The organism is Kribbella polygonati (assembly GCF_050320105.1).
Lineage (GTDB): Bacteria > Actinomycetota > Actinomycetes > Propionibacteriales > Kribbellaceae > Kribbella.
The window spans coordinates 8,518,111-8,544,302 of record NZ_CP190129.1; the positions used below are offsets into that span (position 1 = coordinate 8,518,111).

General features: G+C 70.4%; 25 protein-coding genes. 11 read left to right on the forward strand and 14 right to left on the reverse strand.

What is annotated here, in order from left to right:
- The first annotated feature begins 130 nt into the window (after positions 1-130).
- The 3 genes from ACQHIV_RS41075 to ACQHIV_RS41085 all read left to right on the forward strand — a co-directional run bounded on the left by ACQHIV_RS41075 (position 131) and on the right by ACQHIV_RS41085 (position 2,734).
- Positions 131-1,420: a sensor histidine kinase gene (locus ACQHIV_RS41075; protein ID WP_427890019.1), complete on the forward strand. Its 1,290-nt coding sequence runs from the start codon at positions 131-133 to the stop codon at positions 1,418-1,420.
- Positions 1,414-2,061: a response regulator gene (locus ACQHIV_RS41080; RefSeq protein ID WP_427890020.1), complete on the forward strand. Its 648-nt coding sequence runs from the start codon at positions 1,414-1,416 to the stop codon at positions 2,059-2,061. The genes ACQHIV_RS41075 and ACQHIV_RS41080 overlap by 7 nt, the downstream gene beginning before the upstream one ends.
- 247 nt (positions 2,062-2,308) lie before the next feature.
- On the forward strand, positions 2,309-2,734 hold the full coding sequence (locus tag ACQHIV_RS41085) for a CBS domain-containing protein (RefSeq protein WP_427890021.1): 426 nt from the start codon (positions 2,309-2,311) through the stop codon (positions 2,732-2,734).
- Between the two features lie 40 nt (positions 2,735-2,774).
- Here the strand turns inward: ACQHIV_RS41085 and ACQHIV_RS41090 are convergent, their stop codons facing one another.
- Genes ACQHIV_RS41090 through hisN form a run of 3 tightly spaced genes read right to left on the reverse strand, consistent with a single transcriptional unit; the run spans position 2,775 to position 6,204 of the window.
- Entirely contained in the window at positions 2,775-4,121 is a 1,347-nt protein-coding gene (locus tag ACQHIV_RS41090) for a M16 family metallopeptidase (protein WP_427890022.1), read from the reverse strand.
- Positions 4,118-5,401, reverse strand: coding sequence for a M16 family metallopeptidase (locus ACQHIV_RS41095; protein WP_427890023.1), 1,284 nt, complete (start codon positions 5,399-5,401; stop codon positions 4,118-4,120). Before ACQHIV_RS41095 ends, ACQHIV_RS41090 begins: the two co-directional genes overlap by 4 nt.
- A 23-nt stretch (positions 5,402-5,424) precedes the next feature.
- The gene (gene hisN / locus ACQHIV_RS41100; protein WP_427890024.1) at positions 5,425-6,204 is read right to left on the reverse strand and encodes a histidinol-phosphatase; all 780 of its coding nucleotides are present in this window, start codon (positions 6,202-6,204) and stop codon (positions 5,425-5,427) included.
- 134 nt (positions 6,205-6,338) lie between these two features.
- Here hisN and ACQHIV_RS41105 point away from each other — a divergent pair, with 134 nt between their 5' ends.
- Entirely contained in the window at positions 6,339-6,818 is a 480-nt protein-coding gene (locus tag ACQHIV_RS41105) for a DUF2231 domain-containing protein (RefSeq protein ID WP_427890026.1), read from the forward strand.
- A 2-nt stretch (positions 6,819-6,820) separates the two neighbouring features.
- Here the strand turns inward: ACQHIV_RS41105 and ACQHIV_RS41110 are convergent, their stop codons facing one another.
- The 6 genes from ACQHIV_RS41110 to ACQHIV_RS41135 all read right to left on the reverse strand — a co-directional run bounded on the left by ACQHIV_RS41110 (position 6,821) and on the right by ACQHIV_RS41135 (position 12,338).
- On the reverse strand, positions 6,821-7,567 hold the full coding sequence (locus ACQHIV_RS41110; RefSeq protein ID WP_427890028.1) for a siderophore-interacting protein: 747 nt from the start codon (positions 7,565-7,567) through the stop codon (positions 6,821-6,823).
- A 32-nt stretch (positions 7,568-7,599) separates the two neighbouring features.
- Positions 7,600-8,583: a ribosome small subunit-dependent GTPase A gene (gene rsgA / locus ACQHIV_RS41115; RefSeq protein WP_427890030.1), complete on the reverse strand. Its 984-nt coding sequence runs from the start codon at positions 8,581-8,583 to the stop codon at positions 7,600-7,602.
- Positions 8,583-9,854 (reverse strand): 3-phosphoshikimate 1-carboxyvinyltransferase, encoded by a 1,272-nt coding sequence (aroA, locus tag ACQHIV_RS41120; RefSeq protein ID WP_427890032.1) that lies wholly within the window; start codon positions 9,852-9,854, stop codon positions 8,583-8,585. Before aroA ends, rsgA begins: the two co-directional genes overlap by 1 nt.
- A gap of 40 nt (positions 9,855-9,894) precedes the next feature.
- Positions 9,895-10,866 carry a hypothetical protein gene (locus ACQHIV_RS41125; protein ID WP_427890034.1) on the reverse strand — a complete coding sequence of 324 codons (972 nt, stop codon included), beginning with the start codon at positions 10,864-10,866 and terminating at the stop codon, positions 9,895-9,897.
- A 151-nt stretch (positions 10,867-11,017) separates the two neighbouring features.
- Positions 11,018-11,590: a DoxX family protein gene (locus tag ACQHIV_RS41130; protein WP_427890036.1), complete on the reverse strand. Its 573-nt coding sequence runs from the start codon at positions 11,588-11,590 to the stop codon at positions 11,018-11,020.
- A gap of 19 nt (positions 11,591-11,609) precedes the next feature.
- Positions 11,610-12,338, reverse strand: a complete 729-nt coding sequence (locus tag ACQHIV_RS41135) for a DsbA family oxidoreductase (protein WP_427890038.1) — start codon at positions 12,336-12,338, stop codon at positions 11,610-11,612.
- Between the two features lie 70 nt (positions 12,339-12,408).
- Here ACQHIV_RS41135 and ACQHIV_RS41140 point away from each other — a divergent pair, with 70 nt between their 5' ends.
- From ACQHIV_RS41140 to ACQHIV_RS41150, 3 genes are all read left to right on the forward strand, one after another.
- On the forward strand, positions 12,409-13,266 hold the full coding sequence (locus tag ACQHIV_RS41140) for an aminoglycoside phosphotransferase family protein (protein ID WP_427890040.1): 858 nt from the start codon (positions 12,409-12,411) through the stop codon (positions 13,264-13,266).
- Between the two features lie 109 nt (positions 13,267-13,375).
- On the forward strand, positions 13,376-14,038 hold the full coding sequence (locus ACQHIV_RS41145; RefSeq protein ID WP_427890042.1) for a DUF4097 family beta strand repeat-containing protein: 663 nt from the start codon (positions 13,376-13,378) through the stop codon (positions 14,036-14,038).
- Between the two features lie 18 nt (positions 14,039-14,056).
- Entirely contained in the window at positions 14,057-15,280 is a 1,224-nt protein-coding gene (locus ACQHIV_RS41150; protein ID WP_427890044.1) for a serine hydrolase domain-containing protein, read from the forward strand.
- Between the two features lie 44 nt (positions 15,281-15,324).
- Here the strand turns inward: ACQHIV_RS41150 and ACQHIV_RS41155 are convergent, their stop codons facing one another.
- The 3 genes from ACQHIV_RS41155 to ACQHIV_RS41165 all read right to left on the reverse strand — a co-directional run bounded on the left by ACQHIV_RS41155 (position 15,325) and on the right by ACQHIV_RS41165 (position 19,917).
- On the reverse strand, positions 15,325-16,032 hold the full coding sequence (locus tag ACQHIV_RS41155) for an alpha/beta hydrolase (protein WP_427890046.1): 708 nt from the start codon (positions 16,030-16,032) through the stop codon (positions 15,325-15,327).
- Between the two features lie 114 nt (positions 16,033-16,146).
- Complete coding sequence (locus tag ACQHIV_RS41160) at positions 16,147-18,681, reverse strand: ATP-binding protein (RefSeq protein WP_427890048.1); 2,535 nt, start codon at positions 18,679-18,681, stop codon at positions 16,147-16,149.
- Between the two features lie 12 nt (positions 18,682-18,693).
- A complete protein-coding gene (locus ACQHIV_RS41165; protein WP_427890050.1) occupies positions 18,694-19,917 on the reverse strand; it encodes an ArgE/DapE family deacylase in 1,224 nt (407 codons plus the stop codon).
- A gap of 123 nt (positions 19,918-20,040) precedes the next feature.
- On the opposite strand from ACQHIV_RS41165, the gene ACQHIV_RS41170 reads away from it, so the two are divergent.
- The 4 genes from ACQHIV_RS41170 (at position 20,041) to ACQHIV_RS41185 (ending at position 23,872) form a co-directional block, all read left to right on the forward strand.
- The gene (locus ACQHIV_RS41170) at positions 20,041-20,478 is read left to right on the forward strand and encodes a hypothetical protein (protein WP_427890052.1); all 438 of its coding nucleotides are present in this window, start codon (positions 20,041-20,043) and stop codon (positions 20,476-20,478) included.
- 102 nt (positions 20,479-20,580) lie between these two features.
- The gene (locus ACQHIV_RS41175) at positions 20,581-21,690 is read left to right on the forward strand and encodes a hypothetical protein (protein ID WP_427890054.1); all 1,110 of its coding nucleotides are present in this window, start codon (positions 20,581-20,583) and stop codon (positions 21,688-21,690) included.
- 2 nt (positions 21,691-21,692) lie between these two features.
- A complete protein-coding gene (locus ACQHIV_RS41180) occupies positions 21,693-22,781 on the forward strand; it encodes a hypothetical protein (protein WP_427890056.1) in 1,089 nt (362 codons plus the stop codon).
- Complete coding sequence (locus ACQHIV_RS41185) at positions 22,781-23,872, forward strand: hypothetical protein (protein ID WP_427890058.1); 1,092 nt, start codon at positions 22,781-22,783, stop codon at positions 23,870-23,872. Before ACQHIV_RS41180 ends, ACQHIV_RS41185 begins: the two co-directional genes overlap by 1 nt.
- Here the strand turns inward: ACQHIV_RS41185 and ACQHIV_RS41190 are convergent.
- Entirely contained in the window at positions 23,865-24,713 is an 849-nt protein-coding gene (locus tag ACQHIV_RS41190; protein WP_427890060.1) for a phosphotransferase family protein, read from the reverse strand. The two genes, ACQHIV_RS41185 and ACQHIV_RS41190, sit on opposite strands and share 8 nt — an antisense overlap.
- Positions 24,713-25,996, reverse strand: a complete 1,284-nt coding sequence (gene aspS / locus ACQHIV_RS41195; RefSeq protein ID WP_427890062.1) for an aspartate--tRNA(Asn) ligase — start codon at positions 25,994-25,996, stop codon at positions 24,713-24,715. The genes ACQHIV_RS41190 and aspS overlap by 1 nt, the downstream gene beginning before the upstream one ends.
- Between the last annotated feature and the right edge of the window lie 196 nt (positions 25,997-26,192).

Here is a 26,192-nt window from a genome sequence, read left to right on the forward strand (position 1 = left end):
GAAACCCCTCTCGCCAAACTTGGGGAGCCTATCGGACCGTGGGACCTCCGATCAGGCCAGCAGAAGCGTACGGTCGAGGATTGTGAAGAGGCACCGGGTGGTGGGCGGAGTATGGGCGGCACGAGGGAGCGTGGCGCTCGTGGTCGTCGTGCTCTGCCTGGCCGCGGTTGCGCTCGCCGAGGGAAAGCTCGGGTACCAGAGCCCTGCAGCGCACCTCGTGCTGGAGACCGCCAACGCGTGTGTGGCCCTGCTGCTGGCGTTTCTGGTCTACGGGCGCTTCCGGCGCACCAACACCTGGCAAGACCTCTTGCTTCTTCAAGGACTGGTCGTTCTCGGTACAGCGAACGCACTGCTCAGCATCACTCTCGTCAAGGGCAGCGTCGGTCAGTTCGGCAGCTGGCTCCCTCCGTCCCTGCGGATTCTAGGAACGTTGCTGATCGCTACTTCCGCCCTTGTACCAGCCAGGGAGGCAAGGCGTCGTGGCTGGCGGCACTGGGCGCTGGCACCAGCCGTTGTGGGCATGCTCTTCTTCAGCGCGTTGCTGTACTGGGGGCGGAGCTCACTGCCGGATGCGGTCACCGCCAACGAGCTTCTGATCCCACAGCTACTAACGCTTGTTTTCCTTGCAGTAGCCGCTGTGGCGTTCATGCTGCAGGCCCGTAGCCGCGACGACGTGCTGCTGCGCTGGCTGGGACCTGCCTGCGCAGTGGGCGCATTCGCGCGCTTGAACTACCTGCTCTTCCCACCGGACCGCCCCGACTGGCTGTACTCCGGTGACGTGCTCAGGACCGCGTCCTACCTGCTCCTGCTGATCGCGGCCGGCCGTGAGATCAGCAGGCACTGGGCGCTGCAGGCAGAGATGGCAGTCGTCGAGGACCGTCGACGGCTCGCCCGCGAGATGCACGACGGCGTACTGCAGGAGCTCGGCTACATCCGGTCCGAGATCGCCACCTTCGACGGTCCGCGCGGCGACCGGATCCTCGCCGCGAGCGACCGGGCGCTGGACGAGGCGCGGCAGATGCTCGAAGCACTCGGCCGTTCGGACGACGAGCCGCTCGGGACCGTACTGCGGCGCGCGCTCGACCAGCTGGCCCAGCGGTACGACGTGACGCTCGACCTCGACCTGGACGAGTCGATCGTGGTCGACCGCCCGCGGCGGCACGCGCTGGTCCGGATCGCGCGGGAGGCGGTGCTGAACGCCGTACGGCATGCGAAGGCGGACCGGGTGAGCGTCGAGCTGAGCCGGGACGACGACGGGAGCCGGCTGCGGGTCACCGACGACGGGCCCGGGTTCGACCCGGACGAGCGGCACAGCGGGTTCGGGCTGATCAGCATGCGCGAGCGCGCGGAGGCGCTGCCCGGTACCTTCGTACTGACGACGCGGCCGGGCGAGGGAACAACGGTGGTGGTCAGGTGGTGACTGGGGACGCGCTCCGGGTGGTGATGGCCGACGACCATCCGCAGCTCCGCGCGCACATCCGGCAGGCCCTGGAGTCGGGCGGTTTCGAGGTGTGCGCCGAGGCGGCGACCGGTCCACAGGCGGTCCGGCTGACCGAGGAGCACCAGCCGGACGTCGTACTGCTCGACATCCACATGCCCGGCGGCGGGATCCGTGCCGCGGCGGAGATCTCCCGGCTGCTGCCGGACGTCGCGATCGTCATGCTGACCGTGTCCCGCGACGACAACGACCTGTTCGACTCGCTGCGCGCCGGGGCGTCCGGCTACCTGCTCAAGGACACCGATCCCGCGCGGCTGCCCGAGGCCCTGCGCGGCGTGCTGTCGGGCGAGGCGGCGATCCCGCGGTCGCTGGTCGCGCGGATCCTGGACGAGTTCCGGGAGCCGGGCCGGCGGCGCCCGGCCCGGCGGTCGAAGGCCGGCCTGCTCACCTCCCGCGAGTGGGAGGTGATGGGCCTGCTCGGCGACGGCCTGACCACCGAGGAGGTGGCCAAACGCCTGTTCCTGTCGCCGACGACGATCCGCGTGCACATCTCGTCCGTCCTGCGCAAACTCCGGGTCAAGGACCGCCAGGCAGCCATCGACCTGCTCCGCGACGAGAGCTGAACCGATCGTGCGGGAGGTCCCCCTCCCCACCGCCCGCACGGTCGGTCCCGCGAGGTGCCGTGCACGATCCCCCCTCGCCCACGGCTTACAGTCACCGTAAGTAGCGACGGCTCGCGGTGCCAGACCTTTGAGCGTTCAAACAGCTAAACGCCCCGAGGCGGCCGCGTTTGTCTGTCGTTGTCACTGGGGGTGATCGCGGGATTGCCGTTACCGTGGGGTATTGGTCCTTCGATCTGCAGGAGGCTCCGTGAAGATCAACGACGTACTGCGCGGCAAGGGCAACCAGGTCGTCACCATCTCCCCAGAAGCCACTGTCACCGAGCTGCTCGCACTGCTGGCCGAACACAACATCGGCGCGGTGGTGGTGAGCGCGGACGGATCGTCGGTGTCCGGGATCGTGTCCGAGCGCGACATCGTGCGGCTCTGGAACGGTACGCCGGACGCGGGCGACGTCCGGGTCAGCGCGATCATGACGTCGGAGGTGCACACCTGCACGCCGGACGACCCGATCGACAACCTGATGCGGATGATGACCGACCGCCGGATCCGGCACGTCCCGGTCGTTGTCGACGGCAACCTGGCCGGCCTGGTCAGCATCGGCGACGTGGTCAAGTCCCGGATCGGCGAACTGGAGTTCGAGCGCGAACAACTCTCGAACTACATCACGCACTGACCGGATGCTGCCCCCGAGTGCGTCGGGGGCAGCCCGGCCGCTACAGCTCGATGAGCTCGCCCAGATCGAGGCCGTCGAGCTGGGGACGTACGTCCTTGGCCTCCCCGACCACGACCACGAGCAGGCCGTCGGCGCCGACGTAGCGGCGGTAGGCCTCGGTCGCCTCGGCGGCCGTGGTGGCGGCGATGTTGGTCAGGTACGTGTCGGCGAAGTCGATCGGTACGCCGTTCGCGATGTTGCTGCCGACCTGCTGGGCGACCGAGTCGGCCTGCTCGTAGCGCAGCGGGGCGGTCCGGATCAGGCTGTCCTTCGCCTCCTGCACCTCCTGCTCGGTCAGGCCGTCGCGGGCCTCGCGCAGGATCCGCAGCGCGTCGGTGATCGCGGCACCGGTGACCTCGGTCCGTACGGCGCCGCCGAGGCTGAAGGTGCCGCCCTTGCGCGGCGCGGAGAAGCTGGTCCGGGTGCCGTACGTGTAGCCCTTCTCCTCGCGCAGCACGGTGTCCACGCGGGAGGTGATCGTCCCGCCGACCACGTGGTTCGCGACGGCGGCCGCGCCCCACGCCGGGTCGCGGCGGTCCGGTCCGGCGCAGCCGATCAGCAGTTGGCTCTGCACCGAGCCCGGCCGGTCCACCAGGACGATCCGGTTCCCGGGCAGGTAGATCGGCTCCGGCGTCTCCACGGCGGCACCGGCCGACGAGGTCCAGCCGCTGAACGCCGCCTCGATGATCCCGGCGACGTCCACCCCGGTGGCGTCCCCGGCGAACAGGATCTGCGCCCGCTCCGGGCCGATGTTGTTCCGGTAGAACTCGGCGACCTCGACGTTCGTCAGCGGCCGGATCGTGTCCGGCGTACCGGCGGTCGGCCGGGACCGGCGCGTCGACGGGCCGAACAGGTGCGCCGCGAACGCCTCGCGCGCCCGGTACCCGGCGTTCGCCCGCTCCTGGTTGATCTCGCCGAGCCGGATCGTCACGTGCCGGCCGACGTCGGCCTGGTTGAACGCCGGCCGGGTGATCGCCTCGGCCAGCAGCTCGACCGCCGGCGCGAGGTGCGACACCGGCACCGAGATCTCCACGTGCAGCGCGTCCGAGCTGACGTCCACGCCGTACGCCGCGCCGTGCCGCTCCAGGGCGGCCGCGAACTCGTTCGCCGAGTGCAGCTCGGTGCCCTCGTCGAGGGTCCGCGACATGATCGTCGCGACCCCCTCGAGCTCCCGTGGCTCGGCGATCAGCGGCATCGCGATCGTCACGCGCACGGTGGCTACGTACTGCCCGGGGCGGTCGAACACGTGCACCGGTGTACCGGCGCCGATCCGGGTCGTGACGGCGTCGGGGAACTTCCACGGCCGCGGCGCACCGACGGCGGGCGGGGTGGTCAGAACCTGGTTCATGCCTGCTCTCCCGAGGTGTTGCGGCGGTAGGTGACCTGGACCCGGCCCGCGGCTCGGATCCACTGCTGCGCGGCCGCCTGCACCTGCTCGACCGTGACCGCCTGCACCTGGTCGATCCGGGTGTTGATCCGGTGCGGATCGCCGAACAGCAGCGCGTGGTGCGAGATCTCGTCCGCCCGCCCCGCGCAGGTCGCCAGCTGCTCCAGCCAGTCCCGCTCGGCCTGTGCCTGCACGGTGGCGAGCTCGTCGGGCGTGACGCCTTCGAGGGCGAGCTTCTCGATCTCCTCGAGCAGCGCGTCCTCGACCTTCTGCAGGTCGACGCCGTCCGACGCGATCCCGGTCAGCGTCCCGAACGACACCCCGCCGATCAGCGGCAGCGCACCGCCGGACACCGACTGCGCGATCTGCTCGTCGCGGACCAGCCGCCGGTTCAGCCGGCCGCTCTGCCCGGCGGCGAGGATGTCGAGGGCGAGCCCGGCCGCGTCCAGCTCCGGCGTACCGTCGACCGGCAGCCGGAACATCATCGTGACCAGGTCGGACGGTACGTCGGAGGTCACGTCGTCGCGTTGTACGCCGGTCATCGGGCCGATCGTGCCGTCCGGCGCGGGCGGCGGCGTGGGGATCGCCGGCAGGTGGCCGAAGTACCGCTTGGCGGCGTCGAACGCGTCCGCCTCGGAGACGTCGCCGACGATCGTCAGGACCGCGTTGTTCGGCCCGTAGTACTGACGGAAGAACGCGTGCACGTCCTCCAGCGAGGCGGCGTCGAGGTCGGCCATGGAGCCGATCGTCATGTGCGCGTACGGGTGGCCTTCGGGGAACGCGAGCTTGACGAGCCGCTCGTACGAGTCGCCGTACGGGCGGTTGTCGTAGCTCTGCCGCTTCTCCTCCTTGACCACGTCGCGCTGGTTGTCCAGGTTCTCCTGGTTGACCGCGTCGAGCAGGTAGCCCATCCGGTCCGCCTCGAGCCAGAGCGCGAGGTCCAGACCGCCGCTGGGCAGCGACTCGAAGTAGTTCGTCCGGTCGAAGAACGTCGACGCGTTCAGACTCGCGCCGGCCGTCTCCAGCAGGCTGAAGTGCTGACCGGACGCGACGTTGCGCGACCCCTGGAACATCAGGTGCTCGAAGAGGTGCGCGAACCCGGTCAGGCCCGGCGGTTCGTGGCGCGAACCCACGTCGTACCAGAGGTTGACGGCGACGATCGGGACGGCGCGGTCCGAGCTGACGACGACCCGCAGGCCGTTGTCCAGCGTCTGCTCCGCAATGGGGTAGTCCAAGGGCATACCGGCCACCATACGTGGTCGGTTCACGCCAAGCGCTTGAGTACTTCGTCGTGCAGCCGGCCGTTGGTGGCGACGGCGTTCGGGCCGTTCGGGCCGGGCGTACCGTCGACGTCGGTGAACCTGCCGCCGGCCTCCTCGACGACGATCGCGAGCGCGGCCATGTCGTAGAGGTTCAGCTCCGGTTCGGCCGCGATGTCGACGGCGCCCTCGGCGACCAGCATGTACGACCAGAAGTCGCCGTACGCGCGGGTCCGCCAGACCGAGTCCATCAGCTCGGCCCACTGGTTCTTCTTGCCGATCTTCTCCCAGCCCTTGAGCGACGCGTACGACAGCGACGCGTCCTCCATCCTGCTCACGTCGCTGACCCGGCACGGCTGCGACGAGTGCAGCGCGCGGCCGGTCCAGGCGCCGTCGCCGTACGACGCCCACCAGCGCTTCCCGAGCGCGGGCGCCGACACCACGCCGACGACGACCTGGTCCTCGATCATCAGGCTGATCAGCGTCGCCCAGACCGGGACGCCGCGGATGTAGTTCTTGGTGCCGTCGATCGGGTCCACCACCCAGCGCCGCACGCCCCAGCCCGACGTACCGTCCTCCTCGCCCACGAACGCGTCCCGCGGCCGGGCCCGGGCGAGCGTCTTGCGCATCACGTCCTCGACCTTCTTGTCCGACTCGCTCACCGGAGTCAGGTCGGGCTTGGTGGCCACATGCAGGTCGAGCGCCTTGTAGCGGTCCATCGTGGTCGAGTCCGCGTCGTCGGCCAGGATGTGGGCGAGCCGCAGGTCATCCGTGTGCGAAGGCATGCCGGAAGGCTAGCCTGAACTGCTCCCGAGCGCGCCGGGTGTCCGGGACGAGTTGCGGCCGGATTGAACCAAATCGGGTCGTCGGCCGTGCCATTGGTGTCCGACCACGACCTCAAGACTGCCGGGAGGCGTCAATGTTCGAGCGCTTCGGGAACCTGCCGCTGCACGTGCTGGTGATCCACCTCGCCGTGGTGGCACTGCCGGTGAGCGCGCTCACGGCGATCGCGTTCGCCGCGGTGCCGAAGTGGCGTTCGTTCCTGCGCTGGCCGGCGCTGGTGCTCGGCGTCGGCGCGCTGGTGTGTGCGTTCGTGGCGAAGAAGAGCGGGGACGCGTTCGTGGCGGCACTTCCGCAGCTGCAGCAGCTGGTCGCGGTGCACCGGTCGCGCGGGAACTTGTTGCTCTGGTTCGTGCTGGCGTTCACGATCCTGGTCGTTGCCGCGTTCCTGTTGCTGCCGACAACGGGACGGGGTGCGGTGGCAATCATCAGTCGCCCGCTCCAGCTCCTGGTGACCGCCGCCGTTGTCGTGATGGCCGTCGTCGTGATCTACCAGACGATCCGTACGGGAGACGCCGGCGCTCGCGCGGTCTGGGGCGGGACGCTTCCGAAGAAGTAGCGCTAGCCCCCGACCTGCCCCGCCTGCCAGTAGCCGCCGAAGTAGTGCGGTTTGGACGGCCAGCCCAGGTCCTTCGTGAGGTAACGGCGGAGGTCGCGGACGAGCGCGGTCTCGGCGGCGATCCACGCGTACGCCGTACCGCCCGGGAACTTGCTGTCCCCTACTGCGTTGGCGAGTCCGGCGCCGATCGTCCACGTGACCTCGAGATCCGCGGCGGTGTCGAAGTCGCGCACGTCGCCGGCGTCGGGGACCTGCACGTACGCGCGCGCCGTCGTCCCGGCGGGCAGTGACTCGATGATCGTGGTGAGGGCCGGCAGCGCGGTGTCGTCGCCGGCGAGCAGTTGCCAATCGGCGTCGGTAGGGGAGTAGAGCAGCGTCTTCTGGTCGCCCGGCTGCGGGCCGATGATGCCGAGCACGCTGCCGGGCCGGGCGGCTCGCGCCCATACCGACGCCGGCCCGGTGTCGCCGTGCAGCGCGAACTCGATGTCGAGGAGGTCGCCGCGCTGCGCGCGAATCGTGAACGTCCGCATCACCGGGCGTACGTCGAGCGGCATCGCGCAGAACACGCCGTACCAGTCGTCGGCCGGCGGCAGCAGCGGCTCGTCCTGGCCGGGCCTGGCGAGCAGGATCTTGATCCGCTGGTCGTACCCGCCGGTCTCCAGCCCGGCGCAGCCGGACAGCGTCACGCGGCGGAACGACGGACTGAGTTCTCGGACGGCGACCACGGTCGCCAGCACCACGGCGGTCATGGCGAGCAGTCTAGGTTGTAGGTAAGCCTTACCTAAGTGGTTGTCCGGCTGGCGAGCAGGCGGCGGAACGACGCGACCCGGTCGGCGTCGGCGCAGCCGTCCGCGACCGCCTCGTCGAGGGCGCAGTCCGGCGCGTCCTCGGTGTGGGTGCAGCCGCGCGGGCAGTCCGCGGCGATCTCGGCCAGGTCCGGGAACGCGTGGATCAGCTGGTCCGGATCGACGTGCGCCAGCCCGAACGACCGGATGCCGGGCGTGTCGATCAGCCAGCCGCCGTCCGGCAGCCGCAGTACGACGGTGTTCGTGGACGTGTGCCGCCCGCGGCCGGTGACCTCGTTGACGATGCCGGTGGCCCGGCCGGCGCCGGGGATGATGCCGTTCACCAGCGTGGACTTGCCGACGCCGGAGTGGCCGACCAGCACGCTCGTCCGGTCGTGCAGCTGCTCGCGGAGCCCGGCGAGGTCGCCGCCCTGCCGGGTCGCCACCGACTCGACGCCGAGCGGGCGGTAGATCGACAGCAGCGGGTCCGGGTCGGCCAGGTCGGTCTTGGTGAGGCAGAGCAGCGGCCGCATGCCGGCGTCGTACGCCGCGACCAGGAAGCGGTCGATCAACCCGGTGCGGGGCTCCGGGTTCGCGACCGCGACGACGATCACCAGCTGGTCCGCGTTCGCCACCAGCGGGCGTTCGATCGGGTCGTCGTCATCGGCGGACCGCAGCAGCAGCGTCTTCCGCGGGACGACCTCGACGATCCGGGCGAGGGTGCCCTCGGCGCCGCTCGCGTCGCCGTCGAGCCTGACCCGGTCGCCGACGATCACACCCTTCCGGCCGAGCTGCCGGGCCTTCATCGCGGTGACCTCACGACCGCCGCCGGTGGTGTCGACCCAGCACGTGTACCGGCCGCGGTCGCGGGTGATCACGAAGCCTTCGGCGGCATCGTCGTACGACGGTCGGTCCTTGGTCCGCGGCCGCGTCCGCCGCTTCGGCCGCTCGAACCGGGCCTCCTCGTCGTACCGCGACATCAGCGCACGAGTCCCGACCACATGTCGGGGAACTCGGGCAAGGTCTTCGCGGTGGTGGCGATGTTCTCGATCCGCAGGTCGTCGACGAGCAGGCCGAGGACGGCGGCGGCGTGGGCCATCCGGTGGTCGTCGTACGTGTGGAAAAGCCCGCCCCGCAAGGGTTTCGGGCGGATCGCGAGGCCATCGTCGAGCTGTGTCACGTCGCCGCCGAGCGCGTTGAGCTCGGCCTCGAGCGCGGCCAGCCGGTCGGTCTCGTGGTTGCGCAGGTGCGCGATGCCCCGCAGGTACGACGGTCCGTCGGCGAAGGCGGCGACCGCCGCGATCACCGGGGACAGCTCGCCCACCTCGCTCAGGTCGAGGTCGACCGCCGCGACCTGACCGGTACCGCGCACCGTCAGGTCGCCGTCCGCCAGCGTGACCGACGCGCCCAGCCGGGTGAAGATCTCCGGCAGTTGCCCGCCCGGCTGCGTGGTCTCCGGCGGCCAGCCGGTCACGGTGACCGAGCCACCGGTGACGACAGCGGCAGCGAGGAACGGCGCGGCGTTCGACAGGTCCGGCTCGATCGCGGTGTCCAGGGCCCGAACAGGGCCGGGGGCAACGACCCAGCGGTTCGGCTCGGCGTCGTCGACGTGCACGCCGCGCTCCCGCAGCATCGCCACCGACATGTCCAGGTGCGGCTGCGACGGCACCGGCTTGCCGTCGTGCCGGATGTCGACGCCCTCGTCGTACCGCGCGCCGGCCAGCAGCAGCGCGGACACGAACTGGCTCGACCCGGACGCGTCCAGCGTCACCTTGCCGCCGCGGACCGCGCCGGTGCCGGACACCGAGTACGGCATCCGCCCGGTGCCGCCGTCGTCGATCTGTACGCCGAGGGTCCGGAGCGCGCCGAGGATGACGTCCATCGGCCGTTCGCGCGCGTACTCGTCGCCGTCGAACGCGACCACGCCGTCGGCGAGCGCGGCGACCGGCGGGACGAACCGCATCACGGTGCCGGCCAGCCCGCAGTCGACGTCAGCCGGGCCCTTGAGCGATCCCGGGGTGACGGTGACCGTCGTACCGCTCTCGCTGATGCCGACGCCCAGCGAGACCAGCGCGGACCGCATCAGGGAGGTGTCGCGGGCCTTGAGCAGGCCGGTCAGGTGCGACGGGCCGTCGGCGACCGCGGCGAGGATGAGCGCGCGGTTGCTGATCGACTTCGACCCGGGCACGGTCACGCGTCCCGAAACCGCACCCGCGGCCGACGGTGCCGGCCAGCCCTGATCCTCGCTCATCCCACTCCCTAGGCTCGCCATCTCGAGCCTGAGCCTATCTCTACTGGACCTTCCACCCCTCCGGGAGCAGCAGCGACAGGTACTGCGGGGAGTTGTTCAGCACCGGCGCCGGCAGCGTCTTGGGGTAGCTGTAGTTGACCACCTGCACCTCGGGAGCCGGGATCGCCTTGTCGCTGCCGTGCGGCGGCGCGCCGATGCCCTTCTCGAACAATGCGACCGGCAGCAGCGTCTTGGCGTCCAGGTAGTAGACGGCATGGATGCCGACGCCGAGCGGCCACGGGTTCGACCACGGCCAGCTCACCGGGTCCTCGCCGGCGTCGCGGAACGCCCACATCGAGATCGCCGTTCCGCCGTAACCCTGGTCGCCGAGCAGGACCGGCTTGAAGTCGACCACCTGGCGCACGTACGTCCGGCCGCCGGCGGAGAGCAACGTCGGCTTCGCCGGGTTCACGTAGCCGTCGTGGCTGCGCAGTGTCTTCAGGTCCTTGTCGGCCTGGTCCGGCGTCAGTCCGCTGGAGAAGAGGCCGTCGCCTGCATCCATGTAGGGCTTCTTGTAGCACTCAGGGCTGTCGAACGGCACGACCTTCCACTTGTTGTCGAAGTGGCTCCAGCTGAAGCTCTGCCTGCCTTTGCAGATCGCGCTGGTCGGCTCTTTGTCGTTCGGGGAGTCCCGGAAGGTCTCCGCGAAGTAGAACTTGTCGGTCTTGTGATCGATCGCTGAGTCGACGATCGCCCAGTTGTCGTTCCTGGCCACGAACTTCTGGACGCTGTCGAAGAACGACACCTTGTACCGGGCGATCGGCTGGGTCATCTGCCGCTTCGCCACGCCCTCGAAGAACGTGGCCGGGTCGACCTCGCTCAGCGTCTGCGCGGTGACCGGCTGACCGGGCTCGATGGTCTTGCCGTGCGGTGCGCCGCCCGCGCTCTCCCGGTTGGACACCGCACGCCAGCCGAAGTACCCCGCCGGGATCGCGATCACCAGCAGAACGGCTACGACGACCAGCCAGATCACACCACGGCGCTTACGCGGCGGTGGCGGATAGCCCTGTGGCGGCGGGTAGCCGGGTTGTTGCGGTGGCGGGTACGCAGGTTGTTGCTGGGGCCATTGACCGTTGTTTCCGTACGACGACACCGATCTAGACTAGAACGCCGACCGGCTCGGATCAGCTCAGCTCGGCCTTGGCGAGTCGGGCCGCGTGCTTGGCCTCGCGGGCCAGTTGCTTGGCCTCGCGCTTGGCTGCCTTCGCACTGCGCTTGGTCTCGCGCTTGGCCGCGTTCGCACCGTGCGTGGCGCGCCAGGCGACGCCCGGCCTGCCCTCGGTGTCGACCGCGGCGAGCAGCAGCCCGCCCAGCAGCCCGAGGTTCTTCATGAACTGGATGCGCTGCTGGTTGCGCACCATCTTGTCCTTCTCCTGCCAGAACGCGTGGCCGGCGAGCGTCGTCGGCACCAGCGACGCGGCCAGCAGCGACGCGCCGAGCCGACGGCCCTTGCCGCTGGCCAGCGCGACACCGCCGAGCACCTGCGCCGCGCCGTTCAGCCGGACCAGGTTGGCGGTGGTGTCCGGGATGCGCTCGCTCACCTGCGGCGGCGCGACCTTCTTCACCATCGGCACCAGCCGGTCAGTGACCGGTTGCGCCTTGGGGACGAGTGGTTCGGGGTTGCGGATCGCGTTCGCGCCCTGCACGACGAAGATCGCGGACAGCAACGGCCTGGCCAGTGCGCGCACGACAGTCATGCCTCTTTAATACCACTTTTCAGATGGGACATCCGTCCGGCCCGCACGCGGCGTCACCGTCGGTTGCCCCCGGTGCGGTGATCAGCGTCACCGGCATACGGTCCGCGTTCGCGCGCCGCAGGGCCTCCTGGAAGACCTCCACCGGCTGCGCGCCGCTCACGCCGTACTTCTCGTCGATGACGAAGAACGGTACGCCGTTGGCGCCGTACGCCAGGGCCTGCGCCTGGTCGGCCGCGACCTCGTCGGTGTACGTCGTACCCGCCAGCACCTCGCGCACCCGCTCGGCGGGGAGGCCGACCTCGGTCGCGAGGTCCGTCAGGGTGGCGTGGTCGCCGACCGGGAGGCCGTCGGTGAAGTAGGCCTTCAGCAGGCGCTCCTTGAGGCGGCCCTGCGTGTCGGCGGGAACCTCACCGGACTCGGCCAGCTCACGGGCGAGGTGCAGGACGCGGTGGGCGTCGACGGTGTTGGCCGGCTTCGCCTTCTCCAGGTGGTACTCCAGGCCGGCCTCAGCGGCGACCTCGGTGACCTGGGCGTTCGCCTGCAGGCCCCACTCGCGGCCGCGGCCGTACTTCTCGCCCAGACGGGTCGCCAGGTCCCGCGGGTCGTCGTTCGTCGACGACGGGTCGAGCTGGAAGCTGTGCCAGACCACGGTGGCCTCGTCGCCGCTGTCGGCGAGGGCCTCTTCGAGCCGGCGCTTGCCGATGTAGCACCACGGGCAGACGACGTCGGACCACACATCAATGCGCATAACTGTGGCCAACTGACCACTCCGTGGACCTATTCCCAACCAGGGACCGGTGTGACGCGTCTGACGCTCCATGAGCTCCGAAGAACTCGTACGGACCCTGTTGAAAGAGCAGCACCCGGACCTGGCCGACCTGGAGCTCGAGGAGGTGGACGGCGGCTGGGGCAACCAGATGTGGCGCCTCGGTGACGATCTTGCGTTGCGCATCCCTCGCCACGACCCGACCTCCGACCCGATCTTGCGCGAACACCGTTGGCTGCCCGAGATCGCGGCCCGGGTCCCGCTGCCGGTCCCGATGCCGGTACGGCTCGGTGAGCCCTCGGAGCGCTTCCCCAAGGCCTGGCTGGTCACCACCTGGGTCTCCGGCGAGCCGGCCGACCGTACGCCGATCACCTCGCCGCAGGCCGCCGACCTACTGGCTGCATTCCTGCTGGCGCTGCACACCGAGGCGCCCGCGGACGCGCCGCGGACACCGGGCCGTGGCGACGGGCTGCGCGGTCACACCGAGGGCTTCGAGAAGTGGGCGGACGAGTTCGCCGTCGAGGACGCCGTACGGGCGGTCTGGGCCGACGGGGTCGCGGCGCCGGAGTACGCCGGTATGCCGGTGTGGCTGCACAGCGACCTGCATCCGGCGAACGTGGTCGTTGCCGACGGCACTCTCGCGGGCGTGGTCGACTTCGGCGACCTGTCCCACGGCGACCCGGCCACGGACCTGTCGGCCGCCTGGCTGCTGCTGCCCGACGGCTCGGTCGACCGCTTCTTCGAGGCGTACCCCGTCGACGAGCCGACGTACCGCCGCGCCCGTGCCTGGGCCGCCGCCCGCGCCCTGTCCTTGATCGCGATCGGCACCGCCGGAGTAAAGGGCCACCCCGGCGGCAAACCAACCTGGCTCCCAGCCGGCCAGGCGGCCATGCACCGCATCCTCGCCTGATCCTGTCGTGGTGACAGTCGCCGTGTCAGCACGGCGGCGGTCCGGTGTCAGCGGTCCCTTCCAGAGTGGTGGCAACAACAAGGTTCGCAACCACCAGGAAGGCAACACCATGTCTACGTTCACCACCCCCGAGGCCATCTCCGCAGTCCTGAACATCCCCGCCGGCCGGATCAGCTTCGCCGCCTCCGAGCGGACCGACACCACCGTGCAGGTGCGGCCCGTCGACCCGTCGAAGGGCCGGGACGTGAAGGCGGCCGAGGCCACCCAGATCGAGTACGCGGACGGCGTACTGCGGATCACGGTCGTCACCAAGAACCAGTACTTCGGCCCGTCCGGGTCCGTCGCGGTGCAGGTCGAACTGCCCACCGGCTCCCAGGTCGAGGTCACGGCGGCCAGCGCCGAACTGCGCACCACCGGAACCCTCGGCGCCGTCGTCGTCGAGAGCTCGCACGGCGCGATCGACCTCGCCGACGTGGCGAGCGCCCGGGTCACCACCGTCGCCGGGGACGTCGCGATCGGCCACCTGAACGGGCCGGCCGAGGTCCGCACCAGCAAGGGCGACATCCGGATCGCCGAGGCCACGCAGGGTGCGCTCGAGCTGCGCACCGACGTGGGCGAGATCGAGGTCGGCGCCGCCCCCGGTGTCTCGGCCGCCCTGGACGCCGGCACCACCACGGGCCGGATCAACAACTCGCTGAAGAACTCCGAGGCCGCCCAGCTGACCATCCGGGCGACCACCACCGTCGGCGACATCGTCGCCCACAGCCTCTGACGGAAAGGGACACCAGCTATGTCAACGAACGGAATCTCCGCGGCCGGTCAGAAGCGACTGCACGAGGTCCTGTCCGGGTACGTCGACTCCGGGAAGATTCCCGGGGTCGTCGCCCTGGTCGGCCGCGGCGACGCCGAGCCGTACGTCGAGACGCTCGGGACCATGCGCCACGACGGCGGGCCGCCGATGCGGCGGGACACGATCTTCCGGATGGCGTCGACGTCCAAGCCGGTCACGGTCGCGGCCGCGATGGTGCTGCTCGACGAGTGCAAGCTGCGCCTCGACGACGTGGTCGACACCTGGCTGCCGGAACTCGCGGACCGCAAGGTGCTCCGGACCATCGACTCGGAGCTGGACGACACGGTGCCGGCCAAGCGGCCGATCACCGTCCGGGACGTGCTGACCTCGACGTTCGGGCTCGGCATGGACATGACCTCGCTCGGTACGCCGATCATGAACGAGGTCTTCGCCCAGGGCCTGACGCCGAACCTGCCCGAGCCGATGCCGGAGCAGGACGAGTGGATGCGCCGGCTCGGGACGCTGCCGCTGATGCACCAGCCCGGTGAGCTGTGGCAGTACCAGATCAGCAGCGACCTGCTCGGCGTACTGGTCTCCCGTGTCTCCGGCCAGTCGTACGGCGACTTCCTGCGGGAGCGGGTGTTCGGGCCGCTCGGGATGAAGGACACCGGGTTCTACGTGCCGCAGCACGACCTGCACCGGCTGCCGCCGCTGTACGTGCCGGACCCGGCGACCGGGGAGTTCCAGGTGTGGGACGAGGTCGAAGGCGGCCGGCACAGCACCCCGCCCGCGTTCGAGGGCGGAGGCGGCGGGCTGAACTCGACCGCCGACGACTACTACGCGTACTTCCGGATGCTGCTGAACCTCGGCAAGCACCAGGGCGAGCGGATCCTGTCCCGGCCGGCGGTGGAGCTGATGACCACCAACCGGCTCACGGCCGAGCAGCTGGCCTGGCGGGAGGCGATGGCGCGGGACAACGTGCACATCTCGTTCGGCCAGGGCCAGCAGGGCGGCTGGGGCTTCGGGATGACGGTCCGTACGTACCGCGGCGACTACGCCCCGGTCGGCCAGTTCGGCTGGGACGGCGGCTCGGGTACGTCGACGTACGCCGACCCGGCGAACCAGGTGGTGGGCATCCTGCTGACCCAGGTCGGCGCCTCCACCGCGACGCCGATGCAGGTGATGCAGGACTTCTGGACCACGATCTACCAAGCGCTCGACTGACAGCACGGTCCGGCTCAGGTGCCCCTGAGTCGGACCGTCCCGTTTCAGCGGCTGACAGCCTGCGCGATGAAGTCCGCGACGGCCTTCGGCTGGGAGACCGCGACGGCGTGCGAGCCGTCGACCTCGACGGTGGTCGCGTTCGCGCGGGCGGCCATCGTCCGCTGGCCGTCCGGGTGGATCGCCTCGTCGTGGGTGGCGACGAGGTCGTAGACCGGGAGGCGCTTCCAGGTCGCCGTACCGGACTTCTCGTCGAAGGCCGCGGCGGCGATCGGCCGCTGGGTCCGGCCGAGCAGCTCGGCGTCCTCGACGTCGGCCGCGAACAGCGCCTGGAACTTGGCCCGGTCGATGCTCAGCCAGGTCTCCTCGCCGCCGTCGCCGGCCGGGAGCTGGTGCGGGACCAGGCCGGCGGCGAAGTCGTTGGCGGGGAAGCTGCCGAGCAGGTCCTGCAGGCTCTCGCCCTCGTCCGGTACGAACGCCGCCACGTACACCAGTGCGGACACGTTCTCGGCCTGGGCCGCGGCGGCGGTGATCACGGCACCGCCGTACGAGTGCCCGACCAGCACGACCGGGCCGTCGATCTCCCGGACCTGGGCGGCCACCCGGCTGCCGTCGAGCGCCGGCCCGCGCAGCTCGTTGGCGACCGCGATCGCCGGGATGCCCCGGCTGGTCAGCTCGGCGATCACACCGGCCCAGCTGCCGTTCTCCGCAAACGCACCGTGCACCAGGACGACGGTGGGGGTCTTGTCACTCATCTCGCGTTCCCTTCGTGGTTGCTTGTCAGAAGGAAACCGCTCGGGACCGCTCCGGCGGATCGGGCGAACACATGAACCTGCTGAGACCGCCGGCCACCCCGGTGCACCCAAAACTCATGCGTTCGGGGGAGGTGCGAACCTCTCCAGCACCAGGCGGGTCAGCTGCACCCGCGAGTTCACCCCGAGCTTCCCGAACACGGCCCGCAGATGCGTACCGACCGTGCTGGCCGACACCACCAGCTCCGCGGCCGCCGACCGATTCGTATGACCGTCCGCCACCAGCAGCGCCACCCGTCGCTCCATCGGCGTCAGGGACTCCCACCCCTCTTGAGCCCGCGGCGGTACGGCGGCCCAGCGACGTCGACGTACGCCGGCTGCCTGCAGCACCGACTGGATCCGCCCGGCCGGGGCCGTCGCGCCCAGAGCGGCCAGGCTGTCGAGGGCTCGCTCCAACGCCGGTACGCCGGTCGGACGGTCACCCGCCTCCAGAGCGGCTCGCCCGTACCGCTCCTCGGCCTGTGCGACCAGCAGCGGCCGGTGCGCCGTACGGACGACCTCCACCGCCGCAGCCAGCTGCCCGACGTCGTTGCCGGCGGCTACTATCGCCAGTGCGCCACGGCTGGCTGCTGACGGTTGCAGCGCTTCCAGCTCTGGCCGTGCGTCCGCCTGCAAGAGGATGCCTATGCGCTCCGGGAAGTCGTGTGGGGTCGCAGCCAGGCGCTCTACCGCGTGTAGGTCGCCGTCGGCGACAGCCAGCAAGGCATTGATGGTCGGGTCGTTGGCTGCCAGCTTCCGCGCCTGGCTGAGGTGCCCTCGGAGCAGGGCGATCAGGGCTAGGACCTGGTCCGCAGCAGGAGCGAGCGTGTGGTCCTGCAACTGGTCCATCCAACGCAGACCGGACTGTGCGGCGTCTTCAGCCTCCTGCAGGTTTCCGGACGCGTACTCAAGCCGTGCCCGCAAGACGGCGAGCTGTGGAGCAGCCCAGGAGTCACCTGCGGTCATCAGCTCCCGCACCCGCTCCAGCGATGCCGGCAGGTCATCTGTCTCCGCACGGCAGTACAACTCACCCACCTCAACCTGCGAAGCCGGCAAACTCCCAAGCCCCACCGGCGCCGTGCGCGCCGCCGCGTAGAGCTCCCGTGCGTCGCCGAACCGCCCTGCCGCCCGCGCCCGCTCAGCCGCAGCCACCTGTTGCAGACTCTGGGCAATCGGATCGGTTGCATCACTCGGATCTTCCGCACCGATCAGAGCACGGTGGCCGGCGAGGCGTTCGGCGAGCTGAGGTGCAGCTCCAGGAACCGTCAGTTCGTGCAGTTCGAGACGGCGGAAAGGCGCCAGCTGCAGCCGCAGCGTCGCCTGCAGGTCCGCCGTGGCACCGGGCAGCAGCTCGTCAGCAAACGCCTTGGCCCGGTCGTACTGCCAAGCGGCAAGCAGAACACTCACCACATCCACCCCGACCTCAGCCCGCAGTGGATCGCCAACCGGGGTCAGCGCGAAGGCCTGCTGGATCACCTCGGCGGCCGTGGTCGACATCGTCGCCACCAGGTCCCGAGCCGCCTCTCGCAGCGTCGCTACAGCCGCCACGTCACCGGGCTGAGCCACCGCAAGCACATGCGGCGCAGCGGCCGCCGCACCGCGTCCGGCAGCCATCAACTGGTCCGCGATGGCCCCGTGCAGGGCCCGCTGCGCAGATGGCGGTACGTCGGCCAGCGCCGCGGAGCGCAGCAGCTCGTGCCGGAAGCGCAGTACCGAACCGCCGTCAGCCAGCAGCCCTGCCTGGATCGCTTCCTCCAACGGCGCCGCCAGCCGCGCTACGGGCGCAGCCATCAGTACGGCGACATCCTCCAGCCGGAACTCGCTCCCGAACACGGCCGCCGTCCGTACAAGCTCCCGGCTCGTCTCGGAAAGCTCAGCCGTACGCCGACGTACACCCTCGACGAGCCCCGCGGACAGGTCGTTGTCGCTCAGGTACAACCCCGCGATGAGCTGCTCGGCCAGGAACGGGATGCCCTGCACACCAGCCAGCTGTACGGCGAGCGACGGGTCCACCGCGTGGTTCAACCGGTCCGCGGCGAGGTCCTGGATCGCCTCCGTGGTCAACGGCGCCAGCGGGAGACCCTGTACCGGTACGTTGACCGCCTGCACCAGCTGGTCCGTCGTACCGCCAGGGGAGGGGCGGGTAGCCAGCAGCCACAGCACCTGCGCTGCCGGGAGCCTGTCGATCACGACCCGCAGTACGAACGCCGTGAGCGGGTCGGCCCACTGTGCGTCGTCCAGCACGATCAGCGCGCGTACTCCGGCCAGCCGGCGCCCTATGAGGTCAGCCAACCGCTCAGCCAGCCACAAGGGCTGCGTGTTGAGACCAGCCAGCTCCAGGAACTGGTCTGTGTCGATCAGCGGCTCCGTACCGCTCCGGAGTGCAGGAGCGAGCGAGGCGAGCGGGCTGATGTTGTCGGTCTGGTGAGCAACCGCAGTGGCCACCAGGAACCCTTGCCGCTCGGCCTGCTCCACAGCAGCCGCCAGCAGCGCCGACTTGCCGATCCCGGGCTCACCGCTGACCACCGCGAGCGACGCCCGCCCGTTGGCTGCCGCACGCAGCGCGTCCAGGAGCTTGCCCAGCTCCTCAGACCGTCCCCGTAGCGGCACCATGGTGGATTTGTATCAACCGCAGCGCCGGACAGCCAGCAGGGCATACACCCTGGCAGCCTGCAGCACGTCGGCCAGTACGACGTGCTCGTCCGCCGCGTGCGCGTACCGGACGTCACCCGGGCCGTACTGCAGCGTCGGAATGCCCGCTGCGGCGTACTGCCGCAGATCCGACCCGTACGGCGCTCCCCGCACCGCCGGGACCTCCCCACGAATGTCAGCCACGGCCCGCACCGTGTCGGCCAGCAACGGGTCCCCGTCCGGCAGCATGCCCGACGCGAACTCGCCACCCGGCCAGCTCACCCGCACCGGATGCTCCCGCAGCCAGTCGTCCTTCGCGCACGCGTCCGCCACGGCCGCCTCGAACGCGGCCCGCGCCTCCGCGACACCTTCACCCAGGCGTACGCCGTACCGTCCCTCCGCGACCAGCCGATCCGGGACCGTGCTCGCCCAGTCGCCGGCGGCGATCGTGCCGACGGAGAGCGGGTTCGCCAGGTCGAGATGGGCGAGGAGCGGGTGCGGATCGCGGTTGCGTTCGCGTTCGAGGTCCTGCAGGGCGGCCTGGACCACGGCGAACTTCTCGATCGCGTTCACGCCGCGACCGCGCGTCGAGCCGTGCGTCGCGAGCCCCGGCACCTCCAGCCGGAACGTCAGCGAGCCCGCGTTCGCCGGGATCACCGTGCCCGCGGTCGGTTCCGCGATCAGGCAGGCCGCGCCGCGATGCCCGCGCCGCAAGGTCGCGAACGCACCGGCCCCGCCGTCCTCCTCGCCGATCACCGTGTGCACGGCCAACGACCTCCGCAATTCGATGCCTGCGGCAACGATCGCGGCGACCGCGCCGAGGATCGCCGCGACACCGCCCTTCATGTCACACGTCCCGCGACCCCACATCACGCCGTCCTCGACGCGCCCCTCGAACGCCGTACCGGGGACCACGTCCACATGTCCGTTGAGGATCAGGGCCGGCGTCGCCGTACCGCCGAGCACGCCGGCGCATCCCCACGCCTCGGGCCGCTCGACCTCCATGCCGGGGAACGCCGGATCGTCCACCGGCAGCTCGAGCGGCCAGTGGTCCACGGCCATCCCGAGCGCTCGCAGACGCTCGGCACACCACGCCTGTACGTCGACCTCGGCGGCGGTCCCGTCGACGCTCGGGATCCGTACCAACTCCCGCAGCTCGCCGACGATCCGCCGGTCGTCGACCGCCGCCAGAACGGCCTGCTCAGTCTCGGAATTCACAGCACCTGAATACCACCGATCGGCCGACAAGAACTGACCGATCGCCCGACAGACGGAGGCGCGCGTTGCTGACAGCCTTCCGGAAGACGGCCCACTGGGGGTCGGGGGGAAAGGGAAACCGCCATGCACCGCAAGAAGAAGATCATCATCGCCGCAGCCGCCACCCTCGTCATCGGCGCCGGCTCCGCCTTCGCCTACTGGAGTACGACGGGTGCGGGCACCGGCTCGGCAGCGACCGCGTCGGCGAACGGCACCGTCACGCTGCACGCGAGCTTCGCGGCCGGTCTGACGCCGGGTGGCAGCACGCCCGTCACGTTCACGGCGGACAACCCCGGTTCGTCCAGCCTGCAAGTCGGCACGGTGACCTCGGTCGTCACCGCCTCCGGAACCTGTGACCCGACCTGGTTCACCATCGCGCCGGTGGCCGAGAACCAGACCATCGCGGCCGGCGCCTCGGGCGTCCAGCTGGCTACCAAGGGCACGCTGACCTTCGCCGACACCGCGACCAACCAGGACTCCTGCAAGGGCGCCACGGTCACGCTGACGCTGTCCAGCAACTAGTTCGTCGTCGCGGTTTCCCGGGTTCCCGGGCGGGGCGCTTCATCGACCCAGCGCCTCGTCCGGGCCGGGACCGCAGCAGTTCTCGGGGGGAGTGAGCAACAGATGCGAGGCACGCGTACGGCGCCGCGCCGGGTGATCAGGTTCGTGATCGCCGGCCTGTGCCTGCTGCTCGCCGCGGCCGGCCTGGCGTACGCCACCCAGCCGCCGAAACCAGGCCTCACGCTGGGCCTCACACCGGCCAGCCAGTCGGTGACTCGCGGCCAGCCGGCGACGTACACGATCAGCGTCACCTCGACCGGCGGCCTCACCGGCACCGTGGCACTCACTGCCACCGGCCTGCCCAGTGGTGCCTCGTCCACGTTCAGCCCGCCGTCGGTGACACTCACCTCGGGCAGTACGGCGCAGACAACGCTGACCGTGAACACCGCGACCACGACACCCACCGGCTCCTTCACGTTCACCGTCCAAGGCACCAGCGGCAAGGTCACCGGATCCATAGCGGCCGGCCTGACCGTCAACGCGCCGCTCTCAAGCTCGATCGCCCTGTCCGCGACTCCCGCGTCGGTCACCCTCGCGCCCGGGTCCATCGCGGCGTACACCCTGCAGCTGACCCGCACGAACTTCCCAGGTCCGGTTACCTTCGGCCTGCTCGGTGGCCTGCCCACCGGCGCGACCGCGGCCTTCACACCGAACCCGGCCACAGGTACCTCGGCAACACTGCAGATCACCACGCCCGCCTCGGCCGACGACGGCACCTACACGCTGTACCTCGTCGCGTCCGGTACCACCCCGGCCGGACTCACGCAGTACGCGTACGCCTCCGTCCAACTGGTCCTGCTCACCAGCGGCAAGCCGTTCACGATCAGCGGCGACCTGACCGGCCAGCTGGCCCCGGGCATCTCCCGCCCGCTCGACCTCACACTGACCAACCCGAACAAGAAGCCGGTCTCAGTGACGAACCTGACCGTCGCGATCACCTCGATCACGCGTACGCCGTACGCGATCAGCCAAAACCAGCCGTGCGGCACCGCCGACTACAAGATCACGCAGTACTCCGGCGCGTACCCGCTGACCATCCCGGCCAACGGCACCGCCACACCACCGGCCGCCTCCGCCCCGCAGGTCGCCATGCTCGACACCGCGACCAACCAGGACGGCTGCAAGGGCGCCACGATCACCCTCGCCTACTCAGGCTCCGGACAGGGGAGCTGACCATGATTCGACGCGCGTTGCTCATGCTCGGCCTCGTCCTGCTCGTTCTGACCAGCGGTGGAGTCGCCTGGGCCTTCTGGACCGCTGCCGGCGCCGGCACCGGCAGTGCCGCCACAGGCACGCTCGACGCGCCGGCCAACGTGAGCGCGGTCGCTACTCCAGGTCTCGGCACGGTCCAACTCAGCTGGGCGCGATCCGCGCAGGCGACGGGCTACTACGTGACCCGAGTGCGGAACAGCGACAGTACGACGGCGGCCGCGTGCGGCACGTCCCCGGCGCAGCCGACGACAGGTACGTCATGTGCCGACCCGGGTGTTGCCGACGGCACCTATCGCTACACGGTGACCGCCGTACTCGCCACCTGGACTGCTACGAGCGCGCCGACTGCGAACGTCACGGTCAACAACACGCGGCCGTCGGTGACGGTCAACCAGGCCGCCGGCCAGGCCGATCCGACCTCGGCCGCGACGATCAACTTCACCGCCGTGTTCAGCGAGACCGTGAGCGACTTCACCAGCTCCGACGTGACCATGTCCCCAGCCGGCGCGACGGCGACGGTCACCGGCAGCGGTACGACGTACAACATCGCCGTGACCGGAATGACGACCACCGGCACGGTCACCGTGTCGATCGCCCCTGACGTCGCCCACGACGCCGCAGGCGCCGGCAACACCACCTCGACAAGCACCGACAACACAGTCCTGTACGACGTGACCGCGCCGGTAGCTCCCGCACCGGGCGCCAGTGCCGCTGTCACCTTCGGCACCTTCGTCGGGAACGAGGCCGTCACCTTCACCGACGCCGCGACCGACGCGAACTCGTCCGTCAAGTCCGTCGCGTACTTCTACTGCGCCGGAGTCACCGGCAGCTGCACCAGCGCCAGCTGGACCCTGCTCGGCTCGTCGACCGCCGCGGCCACCAGCTTCCCGGTCAACTCGGCCGCACCGCTCGCTGCCGACGGCCCGTACCGGATCGTCGCCGTGGCAACAGATGCCGCAGGCAACCTCAGCGCCCCGAGCCCCGCCACCCAACTGACGGTCGACACCACGCCACCCACCATCTCCCGCCCAACCGTGAACGGACACCAGTGATGAGCATCAAACGCACTTGGCTGATCGCGCTCCTGGCCGTCCTCGTCGCCGTCGGCGTCGTCGCGGGCCCGGCGGCGTTCGCGGCGGGCAACGCAGCCAGCGGCGACGGAACGATGGCGGTCTCGCCGACGACGGTGACCGCAGGCTCCACCACCAACCAACTCGTGTTCACCTTCACGGCCACGACCGGCAAGTTCACCAACCAGTCGCTGATCACGCTGACGGTGCCGCTGGGCTGGACCGCACCGACGACCAGCAACGTGACCGCGAGCGGCCCGAGCAGCTGCGGAGTCGGTACGCCGTCGATCGCCGGGAGCGGGCCCTGGACGATCACCGTGAGCCAGAGCTGCGACGCCGGCAACTCGGTGACGGTGACGTACGGCACCAGCTCGAACCGCGTGACCGCCCCTGCCGCAGCTCAGACCGTGGCCTTCCCTGCAGCCTCTCGCGCGAGCAGCAGCGGCTCCGCAGTACCCCTTACTGCGGGTTCACCCCAGGTGACGGTGACCGCGGGTGCGGCGAGCAAGCTGGTCCTCGTCCAGGGGCCGGGCAACGGGTACGTCGGTACGGCGCTGACGCCCGCGGTCACCGTTCAGCTGCAGGACCAGAACGGTAACCCCGCTGCCGTCTCCGGGGTCGTGGTCACGCTGACCCCGTCGGCCGGGACGATCAGTTCCGGGGCCTCCGCGACAACAGCCGCGAACGGGCGGGCGACGTTCGGCGGCGTGGTCTTCGGCGCGACCGGGCTGGGGTTGACGCTCACCGCCTCCGCGACCGGCCTGGCGTCGACAGCCCCGTCGGCGAGCTTCAACATCACGGTTGCTGTCAGCAGTGGTGCCGTGTTGGGCGGGTCCGCGGACGACGGGACGGGGTCCGGGGTGAAAGCGGTGGCGTACTACTACTGCGCGGGCTACTCCGGTAGTTGCACGAGTGCGAACTGGACGGCGATCGGCTCGTCAACCACCGCCAACTATCAAGTCACCTGGACGTCCACGCCCGCGGCCGGGGCTTATCGGGTTGTTGCCGTCAGCACCGACAATGTGGGCAACAGCAGCCAGCCCAGTGCTGCCACCCCGGTCACCGTCAGCTGAGCAGGTCCAGCAGGCGGCGGCCGCCCTGGTTGACCAGGTCCTGTGAGTATGTCCCGCGGTCGTGGACGAACTCGGCGACCGAGGCGAACGCGGCACCGGCGCACACCGCGACCGTAGCGCGCCCGCTCGCCTTCAAGGCAGCTTCGAGGAGGAGTTCGTCGACACCAGGCGCGGCGCCGTCGCGGGTCGCGGAGGCGGCCAGCGTCACGAGGTCGTACGCGCGGGACCCGCTGCCCGCGGCCTCGATGTCGACGATGCCGGTGATCCGGCCGTGCGACGCCAGCAGGTTGCCCATGTTCAGGTCGCCGTGGACGAAGTCGTGCCGCGGCAGTACGTCGTCGCGGTACGGCGCGCACAGCTCGGCGTACCGGCGTACCAGCTCGGACGCCTCGTCGCCATACCTGAGCACGCGCTCCCACACGCCGTCCCAGCCGTCGAAGACGACGCCGTGGGACCAGGCCGACCAGGTCACCTCATGATCCTCGGGGATCAGGTCCCGTTGCAGCTCGCAGATCCCGATCACCTCCTGCGCCAGCGCGAGATCGAGCACCGGCGCGCGGCCGGGGACCAGTTCCTGCAGCTGGTACGGCGATCCCGCCGCGGTCGTGCCGACCGCCAGCCATTCGGGCGTGGGGTAGCCGACGGCCCGGGCGCGGCGGACGAGCTCGGCCGCCCGCCGGACCCGAGGAGCCCAGCCCGGGTCGTCGGTCCACTTCAGCACGACGTCGCCGGTCAGCACGTACGCGGTCGACTGCAGACCACCGGTCAGTTGCCGCACGACCTGATAATCGGTGCCAAGAGCAACGTTCAGCTCGGCGACAACCGACTCGGTGGTCTCCATCAGGGGGTGAGCCGGTGCAGGTCGCGGGGGAACAGCGTGACCTCGCGGACGTTCTCCGCCTTGGTCAGCCGGGCCACGAACCGCTCAAGCCCGATCGCGAACCCGCCGTGCGGCGGCATCCCGTGCCGGAACGCCTGCAGGTACGAGCTGTACGCCGGTGACTCCGCCGACTCGCCGCGCGCCTCGAGCGCCGCGACGTACTCGGAGTACCGGTGCAGCCGCTGCCCGCCGGTGACCAGCTCGACGCCGCGGAACAGCAGGTCGAACGAGTTCGACCAGCGCGGGTCCGACGGCTGCGGATGCGTGTAGAACGGCCGCTTCACCATCGGGTAGCCCTCGACCGCGACGAACTCGCTGCCGTGCTCGCGCACCGCCCACTCGCCGACCGCACGCTCGTCCGCGGGCGCCAGGTCCGGCTCGTCCGGGTCCGCGCCGGCGATCTTGAGCGCGTCGGTGAAGTGCAGCACCGGTACGTCGACCGGGATCTCCGGCACCGTCACGCCGAGCCGCTCCAAGGCGCCGCCCGCCCGCGTCTCCACCGCCGACAGCATCCCGGCGATCGTGGACCGCAGGACGGCGAGCACGTCGCGGTGGTCGGAGATGAACCCGAACTCCGCGTCCAGCGACACGTACTCCGCGAGGTGCCGGACCGTGTCGTGCGGCTCCGCCCGGAACACCGGGCCGACCTCGAAGACCCGCTCGAATACCCCGACCAGCTGCTGCTTGTAGAACTGCGGCGACTGCGCCAGGTACGCCGGCCCGCCGAAGTAGTCCAGCGCGAACACGTTCGCCCCGGACTCGGTCGCCGTACCGACGATCTTCGGCGTCTGGATCTCCGTGAAGCCCTGACCGTTCAAGGCCTCCCGGAAGCCGTGCAGCGCGGCCGCGGCGATCTCCCACCCGGCGCGTACGACGGGATGCCGCAGCGCGACCGGTGCGTTGTCCAGGACGACGGGCAGCCCCGCGCCGACGGTGGGACGCCACAGCTCGATCGGCGGCGTCTCCGCGGGCTCGGTCAGCGGCGTGATCACCGGGTCGACGATCTCCGCGCCACCCGGCGCCTGCGCGTTCGCGGCGACCGTACCGGTCACCTCGACAACTGTTTCCTCGGTCAACGAGTCCAGCTGTTCGGGAGCACCCTTCACGACGATCTGGGCCAGGCCGGACCGGTCGCGCAGGATCAGGAAGCTGACGGCGGCGAGCCGTCGTCTTCGGTGCACCCAGCCGGCCACCGTGACGGACTGGCCTACTGCTGAGGGGATCTCATGGCTGAGAATGCGCATTGCTGTTTCACCTCCAGGTCATTTCTCGAACCCCGGAGGTGTGGGCGAAGGGGAATCTCGCGGTGCCACCACACCTTCACCGGGCCTGATCGGCCCGGCCTCTTGCACAGCAGTCGCTCGGGAGTGTCTTCGCCACCGCCGCACGTGTCGCCTTCCCAGCTACCGGCGACTCTCTCGGACGTGCGGTACGGCGCTA